The organism is Pseudomonas sp. B21-015 (assembly GCF_024749285.1).
Lineage (GTDB): Bacteria > Pseudomonadota > Gammaproteobacteria > Pseudomonadales > Pseudomonadaceae > Aquipseudomonas.
In genome coordinates this window covers 3,466,060-3,485,071 of sequence record NZ_CP087196.1, presented here as the reverse complement: position 1 = coordinate 3,485,071, position 19,012 = coordinate 3,466,060, and the positions used below count along the sequence as shown (strand labels likewise).

Genomic DNA, 19,012 nt, shown 5'->3' with positions numbered 1-19,012 from the left:
AGATGTCGGCCTAGTGTTGATATCGCGCGACGACCGCGCGGTAGTTTCCGTCCAGCGAATGGCCGCCGACGACGATGCAACCGTCGGCCTGCACGGCCAATGAAGTGGCGGTGTCCGGACCGCGACTCAGGCGTGTGCGAACCCAGCCAAGGCCATTGGCGAAGCTGCGGTCCAACGGCCCATTGGGTAAATACCGGGCGAGAATGAAATCGGCTTCGCCCCCGCCAACCGTCGCACCGACGGTCAGCACACGGCCGTCCGGCTGTACCTGGGCGGCGGTCCACTGGCAGCCGCTGTGGCCAACCTGCAACAGTTTTGGCTGGCCACGATTGCAGCGAATGTCGGGTCGGCCGTTACTGTGAACGTTTAATGCGAGGCAGTGCATCGGGTCACGACTGCTGCCAAAACACTGCAAATGACCCTTTTCGTGCTGGACGATCTGGCAGACCTGAGCGCTGTGGCCCTGTACTTTGAAGGTCATGAAACCCTCCACGGCGAAACCGTCGTCCAGCCGGCCATCGGTGTGATAGCGCGCCAGCAAACCCTCCTCGGGAAAATTGATCGATCCGCCGACCAGGATTCGGCCATCGCGCTGCACCATCAGGTTGTTGAGCCAGGTGTTCATCAGCAAGTGCCGGACCATGACGAAACCGCGTCCGTTGAAGGTGCTGTCCAGCGAGCCGTCGGCGTTGAGCCGTATCAGCATGCCGACGTGATCGGCCAGTTCGAAGCGATGATTGGCCAGCAGCAGGATTCGACCGTCGTCCTGCACACAGGCATCACAGGCTTCGGTGCCCGGTACACCGGGCGGCAACCAGGCGTCGCGAGCGCCCTGGGAAAGATTCCCCGGCAGGCGCACCACGCAGCGGCCATGCTCACCAAAACCCTGGACCGGGCAGCCTTGCGGATCAAACATCGCCAGGGCGGGCAGCGTACGGTGAGCATTTTCGTAGTGCAGACCGGCCACCAGAATGTGCCCGTCGGCCAGCACCCGCACCGTGCCCGCCATAGCCTCGTAGCCGTGGGCGAACTGCCCGATGACGCTGCCTTGTTTGCCGAAAGCCAGATCCGCCGAACCGTCCTCAAGCAGGCGGGCCAGTCCAAAGCGGCTGCCACCCGGCGTGCCGACCTTTGCCGCTACCAGCACGCGGCTGGCGTGGTCAATCGCGACGCCATTGGCCATGCTGGAAGTACTGCCGGCGAAATACACTTGAGTCTTGCCGGTGCCAGCGAAACGCGTATCGAGTTGCCCTGCACCATGGACGGTTGCAGGTAAGGCAAAAGCAGTCTGGAGTGACATGCACGCATCTCCTTGCCAGTCGTCCTTGTCCGGGTGCCCGGAGGGTGACTGCATGAGCAGAACATTCAATCCCTGAATGCGCTGATGCACAACTGCCATTACTCTCGGGAGGCAGGGCGTTTTGTGCCAGAACAGTGTCTTTTCGAACCACTGACAAGCCTGCCAGGTAATCTGACGAGTTAGAAGATGAAACAGATGGGGGGTGACTGTAAAAAACGTCAACTAAGGGGGGAAGAGGGGACGCGGATTACCGAGCGGTAATCCGCGAAAACGCTTAGTGCGGCATGGACCACGATTGCAGCGTGTAACCTTCCTCGCTCAGCTCGGCGCGGGTTTGTTCCAGCAAGTGTGCGAGTTGCTCTGGATCGGAATAGGCGCTGCTTGGAATTTGTTTGCGGCTGATGCGAGTGTTAGTGCGATCGATGACGGTCAGGCTGAGCTCGCCATTACCGTCTTGTGGTGCCCATGCCACGCATTGAAAGGGTTGGAATGCGCGGTCGGCAATCAAAAGAGCTTCGTTGATACGGAGCGGGGCGTTCATGGGATCTTCTCTCTGTATGCCCAATCAAGTGATGTGCCGTCGGTTGGGCTTACCGTTCGGCTGGTTACTTGTACTGATGCCCGCAACCGGGGGTTGGGTCACACACAATCAAAAGAATTTTCAACTTTCTTTCATGGCTTCGATATTCAGACTGTTTCTGAAAGCTGAATGAAAGGTTCAACTCGTTAGGCAACTAACCAAATAAATACTTATAACTAATAGGCCAATAACCCTATAAGCAATCGATACAAGCCCGCGTCAATATTTTGCTAGTGTTACAGCCAAGTCCGCCAAATGACTGTTTTTGATAATATTTCCTAATAATTTGGCGCCAAGGAACAGTCATGATCGAAGCGCCTGCCTTACGACGTCTGTTAGTAGTGGATCCTTGCGACGACTGTCACCGTTTGCTGCCGGGTTTACGCGCTGTGGGTTGGGATGTTGACAGCTGTACCCTGGAAAACGCCGCCGAACGAACCTGCGACGTCGGCCTGTTGCGTTTGCAGCCCTTTCATCTGGAGCGCCCGGAGGCCGTCAAGGAACTGATCACCCGTAGCGGTACCGAATGGATCGCCGTGCTTAATCAGGAAGTCCTGCGAATGCAGAATGTCGGGGACTTCGTCTGTGAATGGTTTTTTGACTTTCATACCTTGCCGTTCGATGTCTCACGGGTTCAGGTCACTCTGGGGCGAGCGTTCGGCATGGCGCGCCTGCGCGGCCAGAGCACGGTTCATATCGATCAGCCTGAACACGAACTGCTCGGCGACAGCAAACCGATTCGCGAATTGCGCAAACTGTTGAGCAAACTGGCGCCCACCGAATCTCCGGTGCTGATCCGCGGCGAAAGCGGGACCGGCAAGGAAATGGTCGCCCGAGCCCTGCATCGACTGTCCCAGCGTCACAGCAACCCGTTCGTGGCGATCAACTGCGGCGCGATCCCCGAGCACTTGATCCAGTCCGAACTGTTTGGTCACGAGAAGGGGGCTTTTACCGGTGCCCATCAGCGCAAGGTCGGGCGGATCGAAGCGGCCAACGGCGGAACGCTGTTTCTCGATGAAATCGGTGATCTCCCCCTGGAATTGCAAGCCAATCTGCTGCGCTTTCTGCAGGAAAAACACGTCGAGCGTGTCGGCGGGCATCAGCCTATTGCGGTGGATGTGCGGGTATTGGCGGCGACACACGTCGATCTTGAGGAGGCCATTGAGAAGAAACGCTTTCGCGAAGATTTGTACTACCGCTTGAACGTCCTGCAAGTGGTCACCGTGCCGCTGCGTGAGCGTCATGGCGATCTCTTGATGTTGGCCAACCACTTTTCCCACTTTTACAGCCATGAAACCGGTCGTCGTCCTCGCAGTTTCAGCGAAGACGCGCTGATCGCCATGGGCAAGCATGACTGGCCGGGCAATGTCCGCGAATTGGCCAACCGGGTACGTCGTGGGCTGGTATTGGCCGAAGGGCGGCAGATCGAGGCGCGAGACCTGGGGTTGATCAGTCAACACGCCACTGCTACGCCGATGGGCACCCTTGAAGACTACAAGACCCGCGCCGAGCGTCAGGCGCTATGCGATGTGTTGAACCGGCACAGTGACAATCTGAGCGTCGCCGCCAGAGTCCTGGGCGTATCGCGGCCGACTTTTTACCGATTGCTGCACAAGCACCAGATCCGCTAGGGCGGGTGAAACGAAAAGGCCCGCTGCGACATCCGTCGCAGCGGGCCTTTTCCATTGGGGTGAAACGGTTAGAAGTAGTACGGGAATTTCAGGCTGAAGGAAAAGTCTGGCGAGTCGTCGGTCAGGCCGATGGACAGGTTGGGAACGATCGTCAGGTTATCGGTTGCTGCCAGGGTCATGCCGATGTTGAAGTTGGCCGAGTTGTAATCGCTGTTGGAGATCGATTGCCAATCGCCACCGTCCGGCTTGATCTTGCTCTTGCGGGCGAACTGATCGGTGAACGAGAACGACATGCTCATTTTCTCGTTCAAGGCGAATGCAATGCCGGCGCCGACCTGCCAGGAATCGCCCAGTTTCACGTCCCCGGGCACCTTGGAGTTGACCTGAGGGCTGATGTCGCTGAAAGAGTCTTCCATGTTGTAGGTGTAGGCCAGGCTGCCGAACAGCACGGCAGGGTCGAAGCTCTTGACCAGCGAGATGCCCGGGGTTATCGACCAGACACCATTACCGGTAGGCAAGTCCTCGGGTACCGCGAGGTTATCGTTGTTCGCGGCCTGGACCAGCTTGATGCCGTAAGGGTCTTTACCGGTTGGCGCCTTGACGCGCAGTGTAACGACCGCGTCGGGCAGGTTGGCCGACTCATCCAGAAACTTGTAAGCAACGCCAAAGTTCACATCGCCGATGGTCGGGTCGCGGGTAACGGTTGCGTCCGACGTCACCGGGCCTGCGCCACCGGCACCACCGGAGGAGTACGTTGATTCGCGATAAACCACGGGAACGTTAATGTCGAACTGCCAACGTTGTGCCACGTTGTAGCGGGCGGTCAGGTCCAGGGTCCAGTTATCCGCCTTGATACGGTCGATATCGATGTTGCCGAGAAAAATCGCATCCAGTGCCAGGAAGCCGTTGAGCGTCAGTGCACGGGTATCGTAGTGGGTATAGGTCAGGCCTGTTTCGACGCTGAACTTGCCGCCGCCGAAGAACCCGCTGGCTTCGTCATACAGGTTGGAAACGCTTTGCGCAGGCTCCGAATCATCCTTGAGCGATTGGCCGTATGAACTGCCTGTGGTTCCCGGCGCACCGGCGGCCACAGTCTGGCCACCCTTGACCGTTTCTGCGGGGGATTTGGTCAGCCGTTTGGGAGCAGGTGTTGCAGGTGTTTCTTCGACTTGGCGAACGCGTTGCTCGAGTACCATCAGCGCGTTCTGTTGTGCTTCGTAACGCTGTTTCAACTCCATGAGTTCTTGTTTTAGTACTTCAACCTGGGGGTCCGGTGCTGCGTACAGCAGTGTGGCCGGGGCCAGGCTACTCAAACAAACGATAGCTCTGAACGTCAACGATCGGTGCATGGGTTAGCCGTCCCTTATCTGACTACATCTGATGACACTGAGCGTAGATCAGAATCCTTGAGTGCGAAGACCTTTGAGTTGGTCCAGGTTGCCGTTCAGCGACCCGGCTGTAGATACGTTGTCCCGCAGCACGACATTGAGGGATGTGAGGTTGCGGACCTGGTTACCACCGCCGAGCAACGTCGTGTTCTGCATCAGCCCGCCCTGGGCCAGGCGTTGTACGGTACTGCCCTGGTTGTTGTTGGCCACGATGTTGAGCTGCACACCCGTACCGGTCGAGGAAACGCTCAACGAACCCGCGCCATTGGCGCCGACCAACGTCGAGCCTGTGGCCAACGCCTGGCCCTGCTGTTGCGTTGCTGGCGCTTGGCTAGCCTTTGTGACGTTGATCTCAACGTTGTTGTAGGCAGTGTTATGGTCGCCGGCAGCACGCACGACTTGAGTGACGCCTTCGGTGCTGTTGAGGCCGCTGCCGCCAGTGACGGTACCGGTGCCGGTGCTTTGCGAACGCGCTGAGCCATCGCCTTTTTCGTCGATCATCGACACATAGAACTGTGGCTTGATGGTTGATTGTTGAATTTGCATCGAGGAAGTTGCCCCGATCACTTCACCGTTGGCATTTTGCCAACTGCTGGTCATGACAATGCCGAAACTGATGATCCGTCCCGGCATGACATAGCGGCCTCGCAGGGTTGCCAATTCCTGATCCTTCAATTCAATCGGTTTGAATGTCTGTGCCTGGGTCGGCAGGCTGGCGGCCAGGCAAGCCACGGCTAGCCAGATTGGAGTCTTCATTGGATGCTCCGGGAGCGTCGTGCTCCTTGTCATTAGAAGAAGTCGCTTTGGATGAATCCGAAATCCATCAACTCTGCGTCTTGCACCGGGCTGAAGGTGTTGATGCGGTTCTTGGCGGTTAGTGGCATGGGTGGGTCGAGCAACGCGTTGGTTTTGTCGTAGCCCTGACCGATGACAGCAAAGATGATGCCGTTCCAGCCTTTTACAAAGTCGTCGACTTTGTAGCGTTTATGGCCGAGTACCGGATCCCCGATATATACCCAGCCCTTATGGACTCTTTGCATGACCACAAAATGTTTGTAGCCACGGATATCCAGGAGTACCACAACCGGAATTCTGATTTCGCTCAACGTATCCGGCGCTACCCGGTAGCCACGGGCCCGCATGCCGATACTTTCCACGTAACGCTTCATGTCGAGCATGGAGAAGCCCTGGACGCGTACAAGATCTTGATCGGAGTGCGCCAGCATGCCTTCGATAATCTGCTCTTCATTCACGTCCAGCCAATAGGCCTGGCGCAATATGGTCGCCAGCGCAGCTGCGCCGCAACTGAAGTCGGTTTTTTGTTGCACCAGGTCGGCAAACTTACGCTCGCGCATGCTCTGGATCGGCTTATACACCACCGCGCCGCCTGGCAGGACGGAAAGCGGCATTTGTGCAGCCTCGCTCACACTGGCCGCGCAAAGCAAAAATGCCAAGGCGATGATAATGCGCATGGTAGGACGCCTTCTGGTTGTGTTGAAACAGGCCCCCGTAAGGGGGCCTCCAGAGACAGCAATTAGAACGAGTTGTTGGAAATGGCCAGCGAGTTGCTTTGTTGGTTACCCACCCCGGCAGCTACGTTGACGCCCAGGTTGCCACTGCCACCATTGACCGAACCGCTCAGGGTTGCAGTGTTGGTCACAGGATTTGCCCAGCCAGTTGGAGTCAGCACTTGATAGGTGTAGGTATTGCTCAAATCATATGAGCTGCTTTCACTGTAGCTTTTCGCTTTGTCGTACGCAGATTCGGACGATTTGCTGCCCGATTTTTCGTACGAGGAGGCAGACGATTTCTCGTATGATTTATCGTACGATTTATCAAACGAGGAATCGCGCGATCTGTCGTACGAGGAGTCGCGCGATCTGTCGTACGATCTGTCTCTCGATGCGTCAAGCGTTGCATCAATCGATGCGTTAAGCGATGCGTCGGCAGTCCTGCTGCGGGTGCGATCGCCATTGCCATTATTGAAGGTACGGGAGCTGGCAGCCGCCGCAGTAGCGTCCAAAGTAGCGCTCAAGGAAGCACTCAAAGAAGCACTCGAAGAACCGCTCGCATTACTGCTGCTAGAACCGCTCGCATTACTACTGCGAGAACCACTTATATCAACGCTTTTGGTACCGCTGGCATCAGAGCTCCTGGAACCGCTCGCGTCCCAGCTCGAAGAAGCGCTTCTACTGCCGCTAGCCTCGGATGATTTATCGCGAGAGAAACTACCGCTGGCCGAGTTGGTAACTGTCATCGTATCCAGGCGGTACGTCCGATCGGCGTTGTTATTCACTACCAGGCCAGGACCTTGTTGATCGGCAGAGGCGGTGGCTGTTGCGTTACCGAGCGGGGCATTGGTGTTGGCAATCGCCATGGTGTTTTTCTGTTGGTTGAGGTCGCCGCCAGCAATGTTGATACCCATGTTACCGCTGCCGCTATTCCCCGATCCGCTCATAACGGCAGAGGCTGTGCTACCGAAGTTGTTGACCCTGTTATTGTTGCTGTATTGCGTGACATCGGCGGTGGCTGTAGCAGTGCCGAACACGAAGCTGTTGTCCTGACTGGAGTTTGAGGCAGCATTTGCGATGGCGGCCGCGTTGTCTTGTTGGTTGCCGCTACCTGCAGCCACGTTGACGCCGACGTTGCCGCTGGCGCCTGTGGCAGAGCTGTTCATTTCAGCTTCGTTGATCGTCCCTTCGTTACGGATGCGGTTGTTGGTACTGCTCTGGTTATCCCATGCATTGGCCGTCGCATAGACAGGGATCTTTGTTGGAGGAGGGGTGTGATGGCCATTGTTCTGGCCATGGTGGTGGTCATTGTCACGCCGATCGTTTTGCCCAGCTTGTACAGCAACAGCCATGACCGCAGCAATTGCGAAAACCAGAGGCTTGAGTGCCATCGAAGGTTTCATGGTGATTCTCCGTACTTATTTTAGGTTAAGTGTTGTTTCTACCTGTTTGGGTCAGTCCATGACCCGTACGCTCAGGGTGTTGGCCGTTCGGTTTCCCACCCCGGAGCTCTGATTCAACTGGATCACCCCACGGCTACCGGTGAAGGCCTGATCGCTGGTAGCGACCTGGCGATTGCCTGGTGCAGAGTCAGTTGGATCGGAGTTGTTGATCAGCGCCACGTTCTGCTGCATGAGGACGCTGTCGTCGATACTTTGCGGCTGGGCACTGATGCTGATACGCAGTGCGTTGGCTTGCTGGTTGCTGGCGCCCGCGCTCTGGTTGACGCCCAGAGCGCCACTGCCGTTGCTGAAGGAGTCGCCTTGAATGCTGGATCGAGCATCGATCCTGGGGTCGACCTCCGTCCGCAGCCGTTGGCGAATCTGCGTGGTCGCGCTGGCTCCATGGCCAACGGCGATGGCCCGGGCGTTGGCCTGTTGCTGCAGATCGCCGGCAGCCTGGTTGACGGTGAGGTTGCCCTGGTACTGCATGCCCGAACCGTCGATTTCGGCGTTATTGATGACGGGGGGGTGGGCAAAGGTCGATGCACTGCAAAACATGGCAATCATCAGCAGCATACGATTCATCTTAACGGTCTCCCGTTACGACTCTCAGAGCACCCAGGCCTTGCTGGATGTTTGAGTTGACCATGTTGGCAATACCGTTGCCCGAATTTCCCGAACGTCCAGCGGGGAGGTTGGAAAGCTGGGTCTGGTTGGTGAGATTGCCGCTCAGGTTGTTGGTGTTTTGCGTGACCAGGCGGGAGATGCCTGCACCACTGGCGACGCTGGCAAAGTCGCCGTCGCTCAATTCGTTCGTTTGCCTGAGGACTTGTTTGGACGGGTTGGCATTGGCGGTTGTGGGGCTAGGGTCGGGAATCACCGGCGCTCGCGTTGCCATGCGCGGTTGGACATCACGTTTGATAATAATGATGCCGTTGTCAGCCTGTACAGGCAGGCAGACACTTGAGCCTAGTGCGCATCCGATCAACAGGAGGCTATAGATGCTGTTATCAAATGTCCCCACGGCGGCGATTCCTTCTTTGTTGGCGGCTGGCCCTAGTCAGCCTTGTGAAGGAGAGAGCGAAAGCCGTGCCGCTTTTTGATAATTGTTTTGATTCAAAGGGTTATCGATCAAGCGCAGTGGATCGATGATTGAGCTGTTTCAGGTCTGAGACAACGCAGGGTGCTGCAACGGGCTGAAGGGAAGGTAAAGCTCCGGATCCAAGGGTTTGCGCTGTGGTGTACCAGCGCGTTAACACATGGCATGACAAGATGATGAATGGGGTTGAAACAGGCTGTTTGAGAGGGGAGGTGTGTTTCAGAAACGGACGCATTAGAAAAAATACTGCAACAAATACTGGGGGTATTGGCCAGTGCCCGTCAGCTCCCCACAGGTTCTGATTAGCGCCCAAGCAGCAAAGTAACGGCTTGCAACGCCTGGGCCCGGCGTTCAGCCCAATGGCCTTGAATCACTTGAACAGGCTGTCGATGCTGCTCCAGCCATGCATGGGTCGCGTTGAAAAAGGCCCGGCGCTCATCCAGTTCGGGCTGACACCGCTGGCCATCGTCGGTCCAGTCGACGAGTTCGGGAGACAGCAGCAAGTGCAGGTCGTAATGCCGAGCCAGCAACGCCTGTTCGAGCCAGGCCGGACAATCGCCAAACAGGGTTTGGCTCCACAACATATTGCTCAGCAAGTGAGTGTCGAGAATCAGCAGCGGCGGCTGAAAGGCTCGGGCGTCATCTTCCCACTGCAGCTGTCCGCGAGCGATGTCGGGGATATCGGCCAGGCAAGTGTCTCGCGCCTTCTGCTCAATGAACCAGCGTACGTATTCGCCCACCAGAGCGCCGCCGAAGTGCTGTTGCAGTTCGGCGGCCAGCCAGCTCTTGCCGCTGGATTCGGGGCCCGTGAGTACCAGCACTTTCATGTGCGCAATGCCGGGTCGGCGCGCCACGTCCGCCAGCCTTGCACCGCCAGCACTGCGAACACCCCATAGAGGCCGGCGGTGAGGTACAGCGCTTTATAGATGAACAGGCCGACGAAGATTACGTCCAGCGCAATCCACAGCGGCCAGCATTGCAGACGTTTTTGCGCCATCCATAACTGCGCCACCAGGCTGAAACCGGTCAACGCCGCATCGAGCCAGGGCTGAGCGGCATCGGTCCAGTGGGCCATCGCGGCCCCCAGCAGCAGACTGCCGACCGCGCCGACGGCCAGACCGAGCGCTATCGATTGTCCATCGAGCTGGCTGACCTGCCGCCCGTCATGCGTCGCGCCCGCACGGGTCCACTGCCACCAGCCGTAGAGCTGCAAGGCGGCGTAGATCACTTGCAGCAGCATGTCCGAATACAGCTTCACCTCGAAAAAAATCCAGCTATACAGCAGCACCATGACCAGGCCGATTGGCCAGCACCAGGGGTTCTGTCTGACCGTCAACCAGACGGCGATCACGCCGAGGGCGGCGGCAAACAGTTCAAGCCCGGACATGGAGGTTCCTTGGTGTCGTAGAAATGAGGGGGGCGAATTGTACCCGGAAAAACCGCGTTATCGTTCATCGCGAGCAGGCTCGCCCCCACATTGGCTCAGTGATGCTCACAAAAAATGAGCAACGCCGATTAAGTGTGGGAGCGAGCCTGCTCGCGATGGGGCGACTGGTGTTCCGAACTGGCCGGGTCAGTTGCCCCTACTGAAAGTGATCAGACCCGAAACTGCGTGAGCAGCCCGTTCAACTGCTCGCTCAGTTCCTTGAGGTGAACGCTGGCCACGCTCGATTGCTCGGCCGCCAATGCCGTGCTGTGGGACAACCCCGCGGCCTGGGTGACGTTCTGATTGATGTCTTCCACCACATGGGCCTGCTGCAAGGTCGCGCTGGCAATCGAGGCGTTCAACCCGTTGAGGTTGCGCAAGGCCTGGCCGATGGCATTCAGGCTGGCGCCGGCCAGACCGGCCTGCTCGATGGTCAGTTGTGACGCACGGCTGCTGTCGCCGATCACCTTGACCGCCGCTTCGGAATGGCTTTGCAGGCGTTCGATCATCGACTGGATTTCTGCCGTCGACTTCTGGGTGCGCTGGGCCAGTAGCCGCACTTCATCGGCGACCACCGCAAACCCTCGACCCTGCTCACCGGCCCGGGCGGCTTCGATGGCCGCGTTGAGGGCCAGCAGGTTGGTTTGCTCGGCGATGGAGCGGATCACCTCCAGGACACTGCCGATCTGCGTGCTTTCGGCAGCCAGCGTACGAATCACTTCGACGGCTTGATCGATGGTCGAAGACAGCTTGTCGATCTGCTGCAAGCTGCCATCGATATTGACCTGCCCCTGCTGCGCCTGGGACTCGGCATTGCGCATTTCACTGGCCGCGTGCTCGGCGTTTTTGGCCACATCCTGCACACCGTAGGTCACTTCATTGATCGCGGTCGCCACCAGTTCCATCTGTTGAGATTGCTGCTGGCTGCGTTGCTGCGCCTGCGCGGCATCGTTGCCCAGTTCACTGGAAGACTGGCCCAGTGCGCCGGCGGACACTTGCAACTGACCGATCACCAGGCGCAGTTTGGTGGTAAAGGCATTGAAGTGCCGGGCCAGTTGCGTGACTTCGTCCTGGCCGTGGGTATCGAGGCTGCGGGTCAGGTCGCTTTCACCGCTGGCGATGTTGGCCATGGCGTTCACGGTTTCCTGCAGCGGGCGCACGATGCTGCGGGCAATCATGATCACCAGCAGCGCCATGATCAGGGCTATCACCAGGCCGACGAAAAACGCCTTCCAGACCTGCGCATAAAACTCGGCCTGCATGTCATCGATGTACACGCCCGAGCCGATCACCCAACCCCAGGGCTCGAACAGTTTGACGTAGGAGGTTTTCTCTACCGGGGCACTGGCACCCGGTTTCGGCCAGCGATAGTCGACCATGCCGGCACCCTTGGCCTTGGCGATGGCGACCATCTCGTTGAACAGCGCGAAACCGTCGGGGTCGCGGATCGTCGACAGGTTCTGGCCTTCAAGTTTCGGATTGGTCGGGTGCATGATCATGACCGGCGTCAGATCGTTGATCCAGAAGTAGTCATTCTGGTCGTAGCGCAAACCGCGCACGGCGGTCAGTGCCTGCTTTTGCGCGGCGTCACGGGTGAGGGTGCCGGCAGTTTCCAGGCCGTGGTAGTAGGTAAGGATGCCACTGGCGGTCTGCACCACATGCTGGGTCTTTTGGGCCTTGGCCTGATAAAGGTCGTCGTGAATCTGCTTGAGCATCAACACGCCCAACGTCGATAGCATCACCACGGCCACGATCAAGATGAGCCACAAGCGTCGGCTGATCGACACACTGCGCAAGCTGTTCATACGCTGTTACTCCGTTTTCTTGTTCTTGTCATAAACGATCGCCAGCATCCAACCACACTTTGTCGATTGGGCCTATGCGACTCAGGTCCTATTACGCGGCAGCGAAAACAAGGCGTGTCTGATAGGATTTCGGCCCCACGCGAAAAAACCTGAGTTCCAGTTTGTTTTTCACGGAATTTTTACGGTTTTGTGGGGATCTTGTGCGCGCGGCATGTCAGCTACGCTGATCGCAATGAACGCTTAAAAATATTAATGGAGCATGCCTGGGGGTATTGCTTCTTGGGGGATTGATGGATCTTTGGACGGCCTTTCAGGCATTGATTTTAGGCGTTGTAGAAGGGCTGACGGAGTTCTTGCCCATTTCCAGTACCGGGCACCAGATCATTGTGGCGGATTTGCTCAATTTTGGCGGTGAGCGCGCCATGGCCTTCAACATCATCATTCAGCTCGGCGCGATTCTGGCGGTGGTCTGGGAGTTTCGCCGCAAGATCTTCGACGTGGTCATCGGTTTACCGACGCAGCCCAGCGCTCGACGCTTTACCGCGAACCTGTTGATCGCCTTCCTGCCGGCGGTGGTATTGGGGGTGATTTTCGCCGACTTGATCCACAAATACCTGTTCAACCCGATTACCGTGGCCACCGCATTGGTCGTGGGCGGGATTGTCATGTTGTGGGCCGAACGCCGTCAGCATGAAGTGCATGCTGAAAGTGTCGACGACATCACCTGGAAAGACGCCCTGAAAGTCGGCTTCGCCCAATGCCTGGCGATGATTCCGGGGACCTCGCGTTCCGGCTCGACGATCATTGGCGGTTTGCTGTTCGGGTTGTCGCGCAAGACGGCCACCGAGTTCTCGTTCTTCCTTGCCATGCCAACCATGGTCGGCGCGGCGGTGTACTCAGGCTATAAATACCGCCATCTGTTTGTGCCAGCGGACTTTCCGGTATTCGCCATCGGCTTCGTCACTGCGTTTATCTTTGCGATGATTGCCGTTCGGGCTCTGCTGATATTCATTGCCAGCCACAGCTACGCGACATTCGCCTGGTATCGCATTGCGTTCGGTCTGGTGATCCTGGCCACTTGGCAATTCGGCTGGGTCGACTGGACAGCGGTCAAGCCATGACCGATGCCAGTGCGCGCAACAACAACCCCGGACGCAAGTCCGGGGGCGCCATTCAAAACCTGCGGCTGAAACTGCTGGTATTCGTTGCGCTGTGCGCAGTGCCGTTGTTTGGCTCGGTGTCGCTGTGGCTGCGCGGGGTGTCGGTGATTCCCCTGGCGGCCTACGGCATCGTCAGCGTGCTGGCGTTTTTCCTGTACTGGAGCGACAAGCACAAGGCCCGCGCCGACAGCTGGCGCACGCCGGAGAACGTTTTGCACGCGGTGGAGCTGGCGGGTGGTTGGCCGGGCGCCTTGCTGGCCCAGCAAGTATTTCGGCACAAGACCCGCAAGGTTTCGTTTCAGCTGGTGTTCTGGCTCATCGTGCTGATGCATCAGGTGTTCTGGATCGACCAGCTGTTTCTGGGCGCTCATCTGCTCGCGCTGTTCTAAGGTCTTTAAAGCAGCAAGCCGACCTGCGTGCGCTTGGGCAACTTGCTCACCACCAGTTGGTGGGAACGTTGCAGCAAGCCTCGCAGCTCTTCGGTGCCCAGCGGGTAGGGCGTTTCCATGATGATCCACTGAGCCCGGGCCAGATACGGCGCCGGGTGAATGCCTGGCCGGTCGCAATGGCCCAGGAACAGGTCCTTGTCGACCTTGAAGGCCAGGGACTGTCCCCGCAGGTTCTGCAAGGCGAACATCTTGTTCCCGGCAATCGAGAACACCCGCACACCCCCCCACTTGTAATCTTCCCGCGCGCCGGGCAGCCCCAGGCAGAATTGCGCGACGTCCTCTTCGCTCATTGGTCTTGCCTTCATAGCAGTCGGTCCCCACAGGCATTGAATGATTCGATCAAATGGTCGATCCAGGCGCGCACCGCCGGCATCACCCCGCGTCGATGAGGGTAGACCGCTTGCAACCAGCCGCCCGGCAATGACCAGTCGGGCAGCAATTGCACCAGCGAACCGTTTTCCAGTTCCTGCTCGCAATACATCATCGGCAATATGGTGAAGCCCAGCCCGGACAGGGTGCAAGTCTTGCGCACGATAAAGTCCTCGATCCCCAATCGGGCTTCGAACGTCATGTCACAGGCCTTGCCCTGCTGGTCGAGCATACGTAGATGTACCAGGCGATCGGCTTCCAGGGCACCCAGTATCGGCACGTTTCTCAAATCGTCCGGCGACTTGATCTCCCGCTCACGAAGAAACGCCGGGCTGGCGACCATGACGGTCTGCGCCTGACGTAAGCGGCGGGTGACCAGCAAGGGATCTTCATCGCCCAGTTCCCGCACCCTCAAGGCAACATCGACGCCTTCGGTCACCAGGTCGACCCGACGGTTGAGCATCATGACCTCCAACTGAACCTGAGGGCATTTCTCCAGAAAGCTGCTGATCACCGTCGGCAAGATGTGGTGGGCCAACCCCACCGGGCAGGACACCCGCAGTCGCCCCCGGGGTTCGCTGGACATGCTGGCCACCGCTTCGTCGGCCATCTCGGCTTCCAGCAGCATGGCCTGACAATGCCGCAGGTAGCGCTCGCCCACTGCGGTCAGGTTGAGTTGGCGGGTGGTGCGTTGCAGCAGGCGCGCGCCCAGGCGTTCTTCCAGCTCGGCGATGCGTCGTGACAATCGGGACTTGGGAATCCCCAGCAAACGCCCGGCCGCCGCGAAGCCACCGGCGTCGACCACCTTGGCGAAATAGTAGAGGTCGTTGAGGTCTTGCATGATTTAAATCCAACTGTTCTATCAGTGGGACAAACTATCGCATTGTTGCCGACTAATCAGCTATTGGTTTCGTCGGTAGGATTGTCTCCATCAGATCGCCGGGTGGCGATCCTCACCTTGGAGATCCCACATGAAATTACTGCATATCGATTCGAGCATTCTGGGTGATAACTCGGCTTCCCGTCAGTTGAGCGGTGAAGTCGTCAAAGCCTGGCAAACCGCGGAGCCTGGCGTTGTGGTGACTTACCGCGACCTGGCCGCCGATGCCATCAGCCATTTCTCCGCCACGACCCTGGTCGCCGCCGGTACCGCCGCTGAACTGCGCAACGCCGCGCAACAGCATGAAGCCGAGCTGAGCGCGCAGGCCCTGGCCGAATTCATCGCCGCCGATGCCGTCGTGATTGCAGCGCCGATGTACAACTTCACCATCCCGACTCAACTCAAGGCCTGGATCGACCGCATCGCCGTGGCCGGCCAGACCTTCCGCTACACCGAAGCCGGCCCTGAAGGCCTGTGCGGCGGCAAGAAAGTGGTCATCGTTTCGACGTCTGGCGGTTTGCATGTAGGCCAACCGACCGGCACTGCTCACGAAGACTACTTGAAGGTGCTGTTCGGTTTCCTCGGCATCACCGACATCGAGTTCGTCCGCGCCCATGGCCTGGCCTACGGTGATGACGTGCGCACCAAAGCCATGAGCGACGCCCACGTGCAGATCAGCGAGCAATTGTTCGCTGCCGCGTAAGGCTTGCGTAAAAGTCGTAAACAGCTCAGGCAATACCACTGAAACTCTGTATTCTGGTCATCGTGACGGCCAGGTACGGAGTTTTTTGTTTCTGGCGGTGATCAGTTTCTGGCCCGGGTTATGCAGTCGAGGGTTAATATCTGCGGTCAGGTAATAAAGGTGGGGCATCCCATGGTGCGTCTTTGTGCAACGCTACTGATTTGCCTGCTTGGCAGCCTGAATTCAGTGCACACCGCGCCTGCGCCGTATCCTCACTGGAGCGTCGGCTTCCATGAGATGACGTTCCTCGATCCGCTGGACTTGAAGCCGATGCGTGCCATCGCCTTTTACCCGTCCAGTGAGAGGGAGCATTCCAGCAAGCTCGAGGGTTACACGGTCGAAGCCGGTGAAGACACCAAAGTCGCCATCGGACGCTTCCCGATGCTGATGCTCTCTCACGGCAACACCGGAACCCCGCTGGCCTTGCACGACCTCGCCACCTCATTGGCACGCAAGGGCTTTGTGGTGGTGGCGGTGATCCATCCCGGCGACAACTCCAAAGACCACAGCCGTCTAGGCACCTTGAGCAACCTTTACGGGCGGCCAATCCAGATTTCCGAAGCCATTACCGCGACGTTGGGCGACCGTATGCTCGCGCCCTTCGTCAATGCCGATCAAGTCGGGGTGATTGGCTATTCGGCGGGCGGTGAGACGGCGTTGATTCTGTCCGGCGCCACCCCGGACCTGGATCGTCTGCGGCGTTATTGCCAGGAGCGCCCGGATGATCACGATGCCTGCAACACGCAAGGTGAACTGATCATCGACCGCGATGACTTGCAGCCGGTGCCAGACCCGCGAGTGCATGCCTTGCTGCTGATGGCGCCGCTGAGTCTGAAATTCGGCCGTCACACCCTGGCCGACGTGCATGTGCCGGTGCTGCTATACAGCGGCGATGGCGACAAACTGGTGGCGTTCGACAAAAACGCTGCAGCCCTGGCGCGCAAACTGCCGACCGCACCGGATTTCAAATTGCTGGCCGGGGCAGGGCACTTCGTGTTCCTGGCGCCGTGCAACGATGAACAGATCGCCACCATGCCGGCGCTGTGCACCGATGCCGACGGCGTCGACCGCAAGGACATTCACCGCAACCTGATCTCCGAAGCCGGACGTTTCTTTTCCCATGCCCTGGGCAAACCGAGCCGGGCCGGCATGCAAACCGCAGATCAATAAGCTCCCCGGACCCCCTGTGGGAGCGGGCTTGCTCGCGAAGGTTTCAGCACCACAAAAATCATTGGCCCAGAAATGCAAAAAGCCCTGTCACCAGGACAGGGCTTTTTACTTGCAGCCAGAAGCCGCCTTACATCAACACACCCTGACTACGCAGGTAGTCGTCATAGGTGCCGCTGAAGTCGATCACGCCATCGGCGCTCAACTCGATGATGCGAGTGGCCAGGGACGATACGAACTCACGGTCGTGGCTGACGAAGATCAGCGTGCCCGGGTAGTTCTCCAGCGCCAGGTTCAGCGCCTCGATGGATTCCATGTCCAAGTGGTTGGTCGGTTCGTCCATCACCAGCACGTTCGGCTTTTGCAGGATCAGCTTGCCGAACAGCATGCGACCTTGCTCACCACCGGAGATGACCTTGACCGACTTGAGGATCTCATCGTTGGAGAACAGCATGCGGCCGAGGGTGCCACGCACCAGTTGCTCGCCGCCCTGGGTCCACTGGCCCATCCAGTCGAACAGGTTGCAGTCGTCTTCGAAGTCGTGAGCATGGTCCTGGGCGTAGTAGCCCAATTCTGCGGCGTCGGTCCATTTCACGGTGCCGGCGTCCGGGGTCAGTTCATTGACCAGAGTGCGCAGCAGGGTGGTTTTACCGATCCCGTTCGGGCCGATGATCGCCACGCGCTCGCCAGCTTCAACCTGGAAGCTGAAGTCCTTGAACAGCGGCTTGCCGTCGAAACCTTTGGCCATGCGCTCGACGATGACCGCTTGACGGTGCAGCTTCTTGGTTTGTTCGAAACGGATGAACGGGCTCACACGGCTCGAAGGCTTGACCTCGGCCAGCTGGATCTTGTCGATCGCCTTGGCGCGGGAAGTGGCCTGCTTGGCTTTCGAGGCGTTGGCCGAGAAGCGGCTGACGAACGATTGCAGTTCCGAGATTTGCGCTTTCTTCTTGGCGTTGTCCGACAGCAGTTGCTCGCGGGACTGGGTCGCCACGGTCATGTACTCGTCGTAGTTGCCCGGGAACAGGCGCAGTTCGCCGTAATCCAGGTCAGCCATGTGGGTGCACACGCTGTTCAGGAAGTGACGGTCGTGGGAGATGATGATCATCAGGCTGGAGCGCTGGGTCAGCACGTTTTCCAGCCAGCGGATGGTGTTGATGTCCAGGTGGTTGGTCGGTTCGTCGAGCAACAGCACTTCAGGATCGGAGAACAGCGCCTGCGCCAGCAACACGCGCAGTTTCCAGCCCGGCGACACTTCGCTCATCGGGCCGAAGTGCTGCTCGATGCCGATACCCAGGCCCAGCAACAACTCGCCGGCACGGGATTCGGCGGTGTAGCCGTCCATTTCGGCGAATTCGGTTTCCAGCTCGGCCACGGCCATGCCGTCTTCTTCGGTCATTTCCGGCAGCGAGTAGATGCGGTCGCGCTCGGCCTTGACCTTCCACAGCTCTTCGTGGCCCATGATCACGGTGTCGATCACGGTGAATTCTTCGTAGGCGAACTGGTCCTGGCGCAATTTACCCAGACGCACATTCGGCTCGAGCATGACCTGGCCGCCGGACGGCTCGAGGTCGCCACCGAGGATTTTCATGAAAGTCGACTTGCCGCAACCGTTGGCGCCGATCAGACCGTAGCGGTTGCCCGCGCCGAATTTGACCGAAACGTTTTCGAATAGCGGCTTGGCGCCGAACTGCATCGTGATGTTAGCTGTAGAAATCAAAGGTTTATCCTGCGGAGCATTCAGAGTAGCTAGGGTTGCGGCAGTACCGATTCAGTACCCGTTTCCGACAATGCCGACCACGGGAAATACATCCCGGTCAGAAGCGGAAGGTCCATCTGGCAATAAGTGGACAGCAGCATGTGGAGCGCTTGGCCCGAGTCGAAGTGCGCTGAGGCGGGGTTTATCCCGTCATCAACCAAGGGGGGCGCGTAATGTTTGGCGGCGATTGTACTGGTCTGGCTCTTTAAACGATAGGGCGTTAAGGCCGCACGGGCGTTTTGGCGGCATCAGTGGACACATTTTCACAGTTGAAGGTTAACTATTGGTTACAAACTGTGGCTAG

The 19,012-nt window shown here is 58.4% G+C and carries 19 protein-coding genes; 5 read left to right on the top strand and 14 right to left on the bottom strand.

From position 1 onward, the window contains the following. Positions 1-10: 10 nt before the first annotated feature. On the bottom strand, positions 11-1,300 hold the full coding sequence (locus LOY38_RS15455; RefSeq protein ID WP_258695970.1) for a hypothetical protein: 1,290 nt from the start codon (positions 1,298-1,300) through the stop codon (positions 11-13). Between the two features lie 274 nt (positions 1,301-1,574). Continuing rightward, on the bottom strand, positions 1,575-1,841 hold the full coding sequence (locus tag LOY38_RS15450; protein WP_258695969.1) for a hypothetical protein: 267 nt from the start codon (positions 1,839-1,841) through the stop codon (positions 1,575-1,577). Positions 1,842-2,185: 344 nt separating this feature from the next. Here LOY38_RS15450 and LOY38_RS15445 point away from each other — a divergent pair, with 344 nt between their 5' ends. After that, entirely contained in the window at positions 2,186-3,511 is a 1,326-nt protein-coding gene (locus tag LOY38_RS15445; protein ID WP_258695968.1) for a sigma-54 dependent transcriptional regulator, read from the top strand. 68 nt (positions 3,512-3,579) lie between these two features. On the opposite strand, the gene LOY38_RS15440 is transcribed toward LOY38_RS15445, so the two are convergent. From LOY38_RS15440 to LOY38_RS15400, 9 genes are all read right to left on the bottom strand, one after another. Further along, the gene (locus tag LOY38_RS15440; protein WP_258695967.1) at positions 3,580-4,860 is read right to left on the bottom strand and encodes a hypothetical protein; all 1,281 of its coding nucleotides are present in this window, start codon (positions 4,858-4,860) and stop codon (positions 3,580-3,582) included. Between the two features lie 48 nt (positions 4,861-4,908). Next, complete coding sequence (locus LOY38_RS15435) at positions 4,909-5,655, bottom strand: hypothetical protein (RefSeq protein WP_258695966.1); 747 nt, start codon at positions 5,653-5,655, stop codon at positions 4,909-4,911. Between the two features lie 32 nt (positions 5,656-5,687). Beyond that, complete coding sequence (locus tag LOY38_RS15430) at positions 5,688-6,371, bottom strand: C39 family peptidase (RefSeq protein ID WP_258695965.1); 684 nt, start codon at positions 6,369-6,371, stop codon at positions 5,688-5,690. A 62-nt stretch (positions 6,372-6,433) separates the two neighbouring features. Further along, entirely contained in the window at positions 6,434-7,813 is a 1,380-nt protein-coding gene (locus LOY38_RS15425; RefSeq protein WP_258695964.1) for a heme utilization protein, read from the bottom strand. 51 nt (positions 7,814-7,864) lie between these two features. Beyond that, positions 7,865-8,437, bottom strand: a complete 573-nt coding sequence (locus LOY38_RS15420) for an adhesin (protein ID WP_258695963.1) — start codon at positions 8,435-8,437, stop codon at positions 7,865-7,867. 1 nt (position 8,438) lies between these two features. Continuing rightward, entirely contained in the window at positions 8,439-8,876 is a 438-nt protein-coding gene (locus LOY38_RS15415) for a hypothetical protein (RefSeq protein WP_258695962.1), read from the bottom strand. Positions 8,877-9,253: 377 nt separating this feature from the next. Continuing rightward, positions 9,254-9,778: an AAA family ATPase gene (locus LOY38_RS15410; RefSeq protein WP_258695961.1), complete on the bottom strand. Its 525-nt coding sequence runs from the start codon at positions 9,776-9,778 to the stop codon at positions 9,254-9,256. Further along, positions 9,775-10,338 carry a nicotinamide riboside transporter PnuC gene (pnuC, locus tag LOY38_RS15405; protein ID WP_258695960.1) on the bottom strand — a complete coding sequence of 188 codons (564 nt, stop codon included), beginning with the start codon at positions 10,336-10,338 and terminating at the stop codon, positions 9,775-9,777. The genes LOY38_RS15410 and pnuC overlap by 4 nt, the downstream gene beginning before the upstream one ends. Before the next feature lie 209 nt (positions 10,339-10,547). Next, the gene (locus LOY38_RS15400; RefSeq protein ID WP_258695959.1) at positions 10,548-12,182 is read right to left on the bottom strand and encodes a methyl-accepting chemotaxis protein; all 1,635 of its coding nucleotides are present in this window, start codon (positions 12,180-12,182) and stop codon (positions 10,548-10,550) included. Positions 12,183-12,472: 290 nt separating this feature from the next. Between LOY38_RS15400 and LOY38_RS15395 the strand changes: the two genes are divergently transcribed. After that, complete coding sequence (locus LOY38_RS15395; protein WP_258695958.1) at positions 12,473-13,303, top strand: undecaprenyl-diphosphate phosphatase; 831 nt, start codon at positions 12,473-12,475, stop codon at positions 13,301-13,303. Beyond that, positions 13,300-13,731 carry a DUF1294 domain-containing protein gene (locus tag LOY38_RS15390; protein WP_258695957.1) on the top strand — a complete coding sequence of 144 codons (432 nt, stop codon included), beginning with the start codon at positions 13,300-13,302 and terminating at the stop codon, positions 13,729-13,731. The genes LOY38_RS15395 and LOY38_RS15390 overlap by 4 nt, the downstream gene beginning before the upstream one ends. Positions 13,732-13,736: 5 nt before the next feature. Here LOY38_RS15390 and LOY38_RS15385 read toward each other — a convergent pair whose 3' ends face one another. Further along, complete coding sequence (locus tag LOY38_RS15385) at positions 13,737-14,096, bottom strand: MmcQ/YjbR family DNA-binding protein (protein ID WP_258695956.1); 360 nt, start codon at positions 14,094-14,096, stop codon at positions 13,737-13,739. Beyond that, positions 14,093-15,001 carry a LysR substrate-binding domain-containing protein gene (locus tag LOY38_RS15380; protein ID WP_258695955.1) on the bottom strand — a complete coding sequence of 303 codons (909 nt, stop codon included), beginning with the start codon at positions 14,999-15,001 and terminating at the stop codon, positions 14,093-14,095. The genes LOY38_RS15385 and LOY38_RS15380 overlap by 4 nt, the downstream gene beginning before the upstream one ends. A 130-nt stretch (positions 15,002-15,131) precedes the next feature. Between LOY38_RS15380 and LOY38_RS15375 the strand changes: the two genes are divergently transcribed. Next, positions 15,132-15,743 (top strand): FMN-dependent NADH-azoreductase, encoded by a 612-nt coding sequence (locus tag LOY38_RS15375; protein WP_258695954.1) that lies wholly within the window; start codon positions 15,132-15,134, stop codon positions 15,741-15,743. 171 nt (positions 15,744-15,914) lie between these two features. Continuing rightward, the gene (locus LOY38_RS15370; RefSeq protein WP_258695953.1) at positions 15,915-16,952 is read left to right on the top strand and encodes a dienelactone hydrolase; all 1,038 of its coding nucleotides are present in this window, start codon (positions 15,915-15,917) and stop codon (positions 16,950-16,952) included. A 127-nt stretch (positions 16,953-17,079) separates the two neighbouring features. Here LOY38_RS15370 and LOY38_RS15365 read toward each other — a convergent pair whose 3' ends face one another. After that, positions 17,080-18,669: an ABC-F family ATPase gene (locus LOY38_RS15365; protein WP_258695952.1), complete on the bottom strand. Its 1,590-nt coding sequence runs from the start codon at positions 18,667-18,669 to the stop codon at positions 17,080-17,082. Positions 18,670-19,012 lie beyond the last annotated feature (343 nt).

What these genes read in the sequence shown, in the direction of transcription:
- LOY38_RS15420 (WP_258695963.1), bottom strand. Translation starts at nt 8,437, where the DNA reads ATGAATCGTATGCTGCTGATGATTGCCATGTTTTGCAGTGCATCGACC.
- LOY38_RS15380 (WP_258695955.1), bottom strand. Translation starts at nt 15,001, where the DNA reads ATGCAAGACCTCAACGACCTCTACTATTTCGCCAAGGTGGTCGACGCC.
- LOY38_RS15400 (WP_258695959.1), bottom strand. Translation starts at nt 12,182, where the DNA reads ATGAACAGCTTGCGCAGTGTGTCGATCAGCCGACGCTTGTGGCTCATC.
- LOY38_RS15375 (WP_258695954.1), top strand. Translation starts at nt 15,132, where the DNA reads ATGAAATTACTGCATATCGATTCGAGCATTCTGGGTGATAACTCGGCT.
- LOY38_RS15385 (WP_258695956.1), bottom strand. Translation starts at nt 14,096, where the DNA reads ATGAAGGCAAGACCAATGAGCGAAGAGGACGTCGCGCAATTCTGCCTG.
- LOY38_RS15450 (WP_258695969.1), bottom strand. Translation starts at nt 1,841, where the DNA reads ATGAACGCCCCGCTCCGTATCAACGAAGCTCTTTTGATTGCCGACCGC.
- LOY38_RS15440 (WP_258695967.1), bottom strand. Translation starts at nt 4,860, where the DNA reads ATGCACCGATCGTTGACGTTCAGAGCTATCGTTTGTTTGAGTAGCCTG.
- LOY38_RS15435 (WP_258695966.1), bottom strand. Translation starts at nt 5,655, where the DNA reads ATGAAGACTCCAATCTGGCTAGCCGTGGCTTGCCTGGCCGCCAGCCTG.
- LOY38_RS15425 (WP_258695964.1), bottom strand. Translation starts at nt 7,813, where the DNA reads ATGAAACCTTCGATGGCACTCAAGCCTCTGGTTTTCGCAATTGCTGCG.
- LOY38_RS15410 (WP_258695961.1), bottom strand. Translation starts at nt 9,778, where the DNA reads ATGAAAGTGCTGGTACTCACGGGCCCCGAATCCAGCGGCAAGAGCTGG.
- LOY38_RS15370 (WP_258695953.1), top strand. Translation starts at nt 15,915, where the DNA reads ATGGTGCGTCTTTGTGCAACGCTACTGATTTGCCTGCTTGGCAGCCTG.
- pnuC (WP_258695960.1), bottom strand. Translation starts at nt 10,338, where the DNA reads ATGTCCGGGCTTGAACTGTTTGCCGCCGCCCTCGGCGTGATCGCCGTC.
- LOY38_RS15445 (WP_258695968.1), top strand. Translation starts at nt 2,186, where the DNA reads ATGATCGAAGCGCCTGCCTTACGACGTCTGTTAGTAGTGGATCCTTGC.
- LOY38_RS15390 (WP_258695957.1), top strand. Translation starts at nt 13,300, where the DNA reads ATGACCGATGCCAGTGCGCGCAACAACAACCCCGGACGCAAGTCCGGG.
- LOY38_RS15455 (WP_258695970.1), bottom strand. Translation starts at nt 1,300, where the DNA reads ATGTCACTCCAGACTGCTTTTGCCTTACCTGCAACCGTCCATGGTGCA.
- LOY38_RS15395 (WP_258695958.1), top strand. Translation starts at nt 12,473, where the DNA reads ATGGATCTTTGGACGGCCTTTCAGGCATTGATTTTAGGCGTTGTAGAA.
- LOY38_RS15430 (WP_258695965.1), bottom strand. Translation starts at nt 6,371, where the DNA reads ATGCGCATTATCATCGCCTTGGCATTTTTGCTTTGCGCGGCCAGTGTG.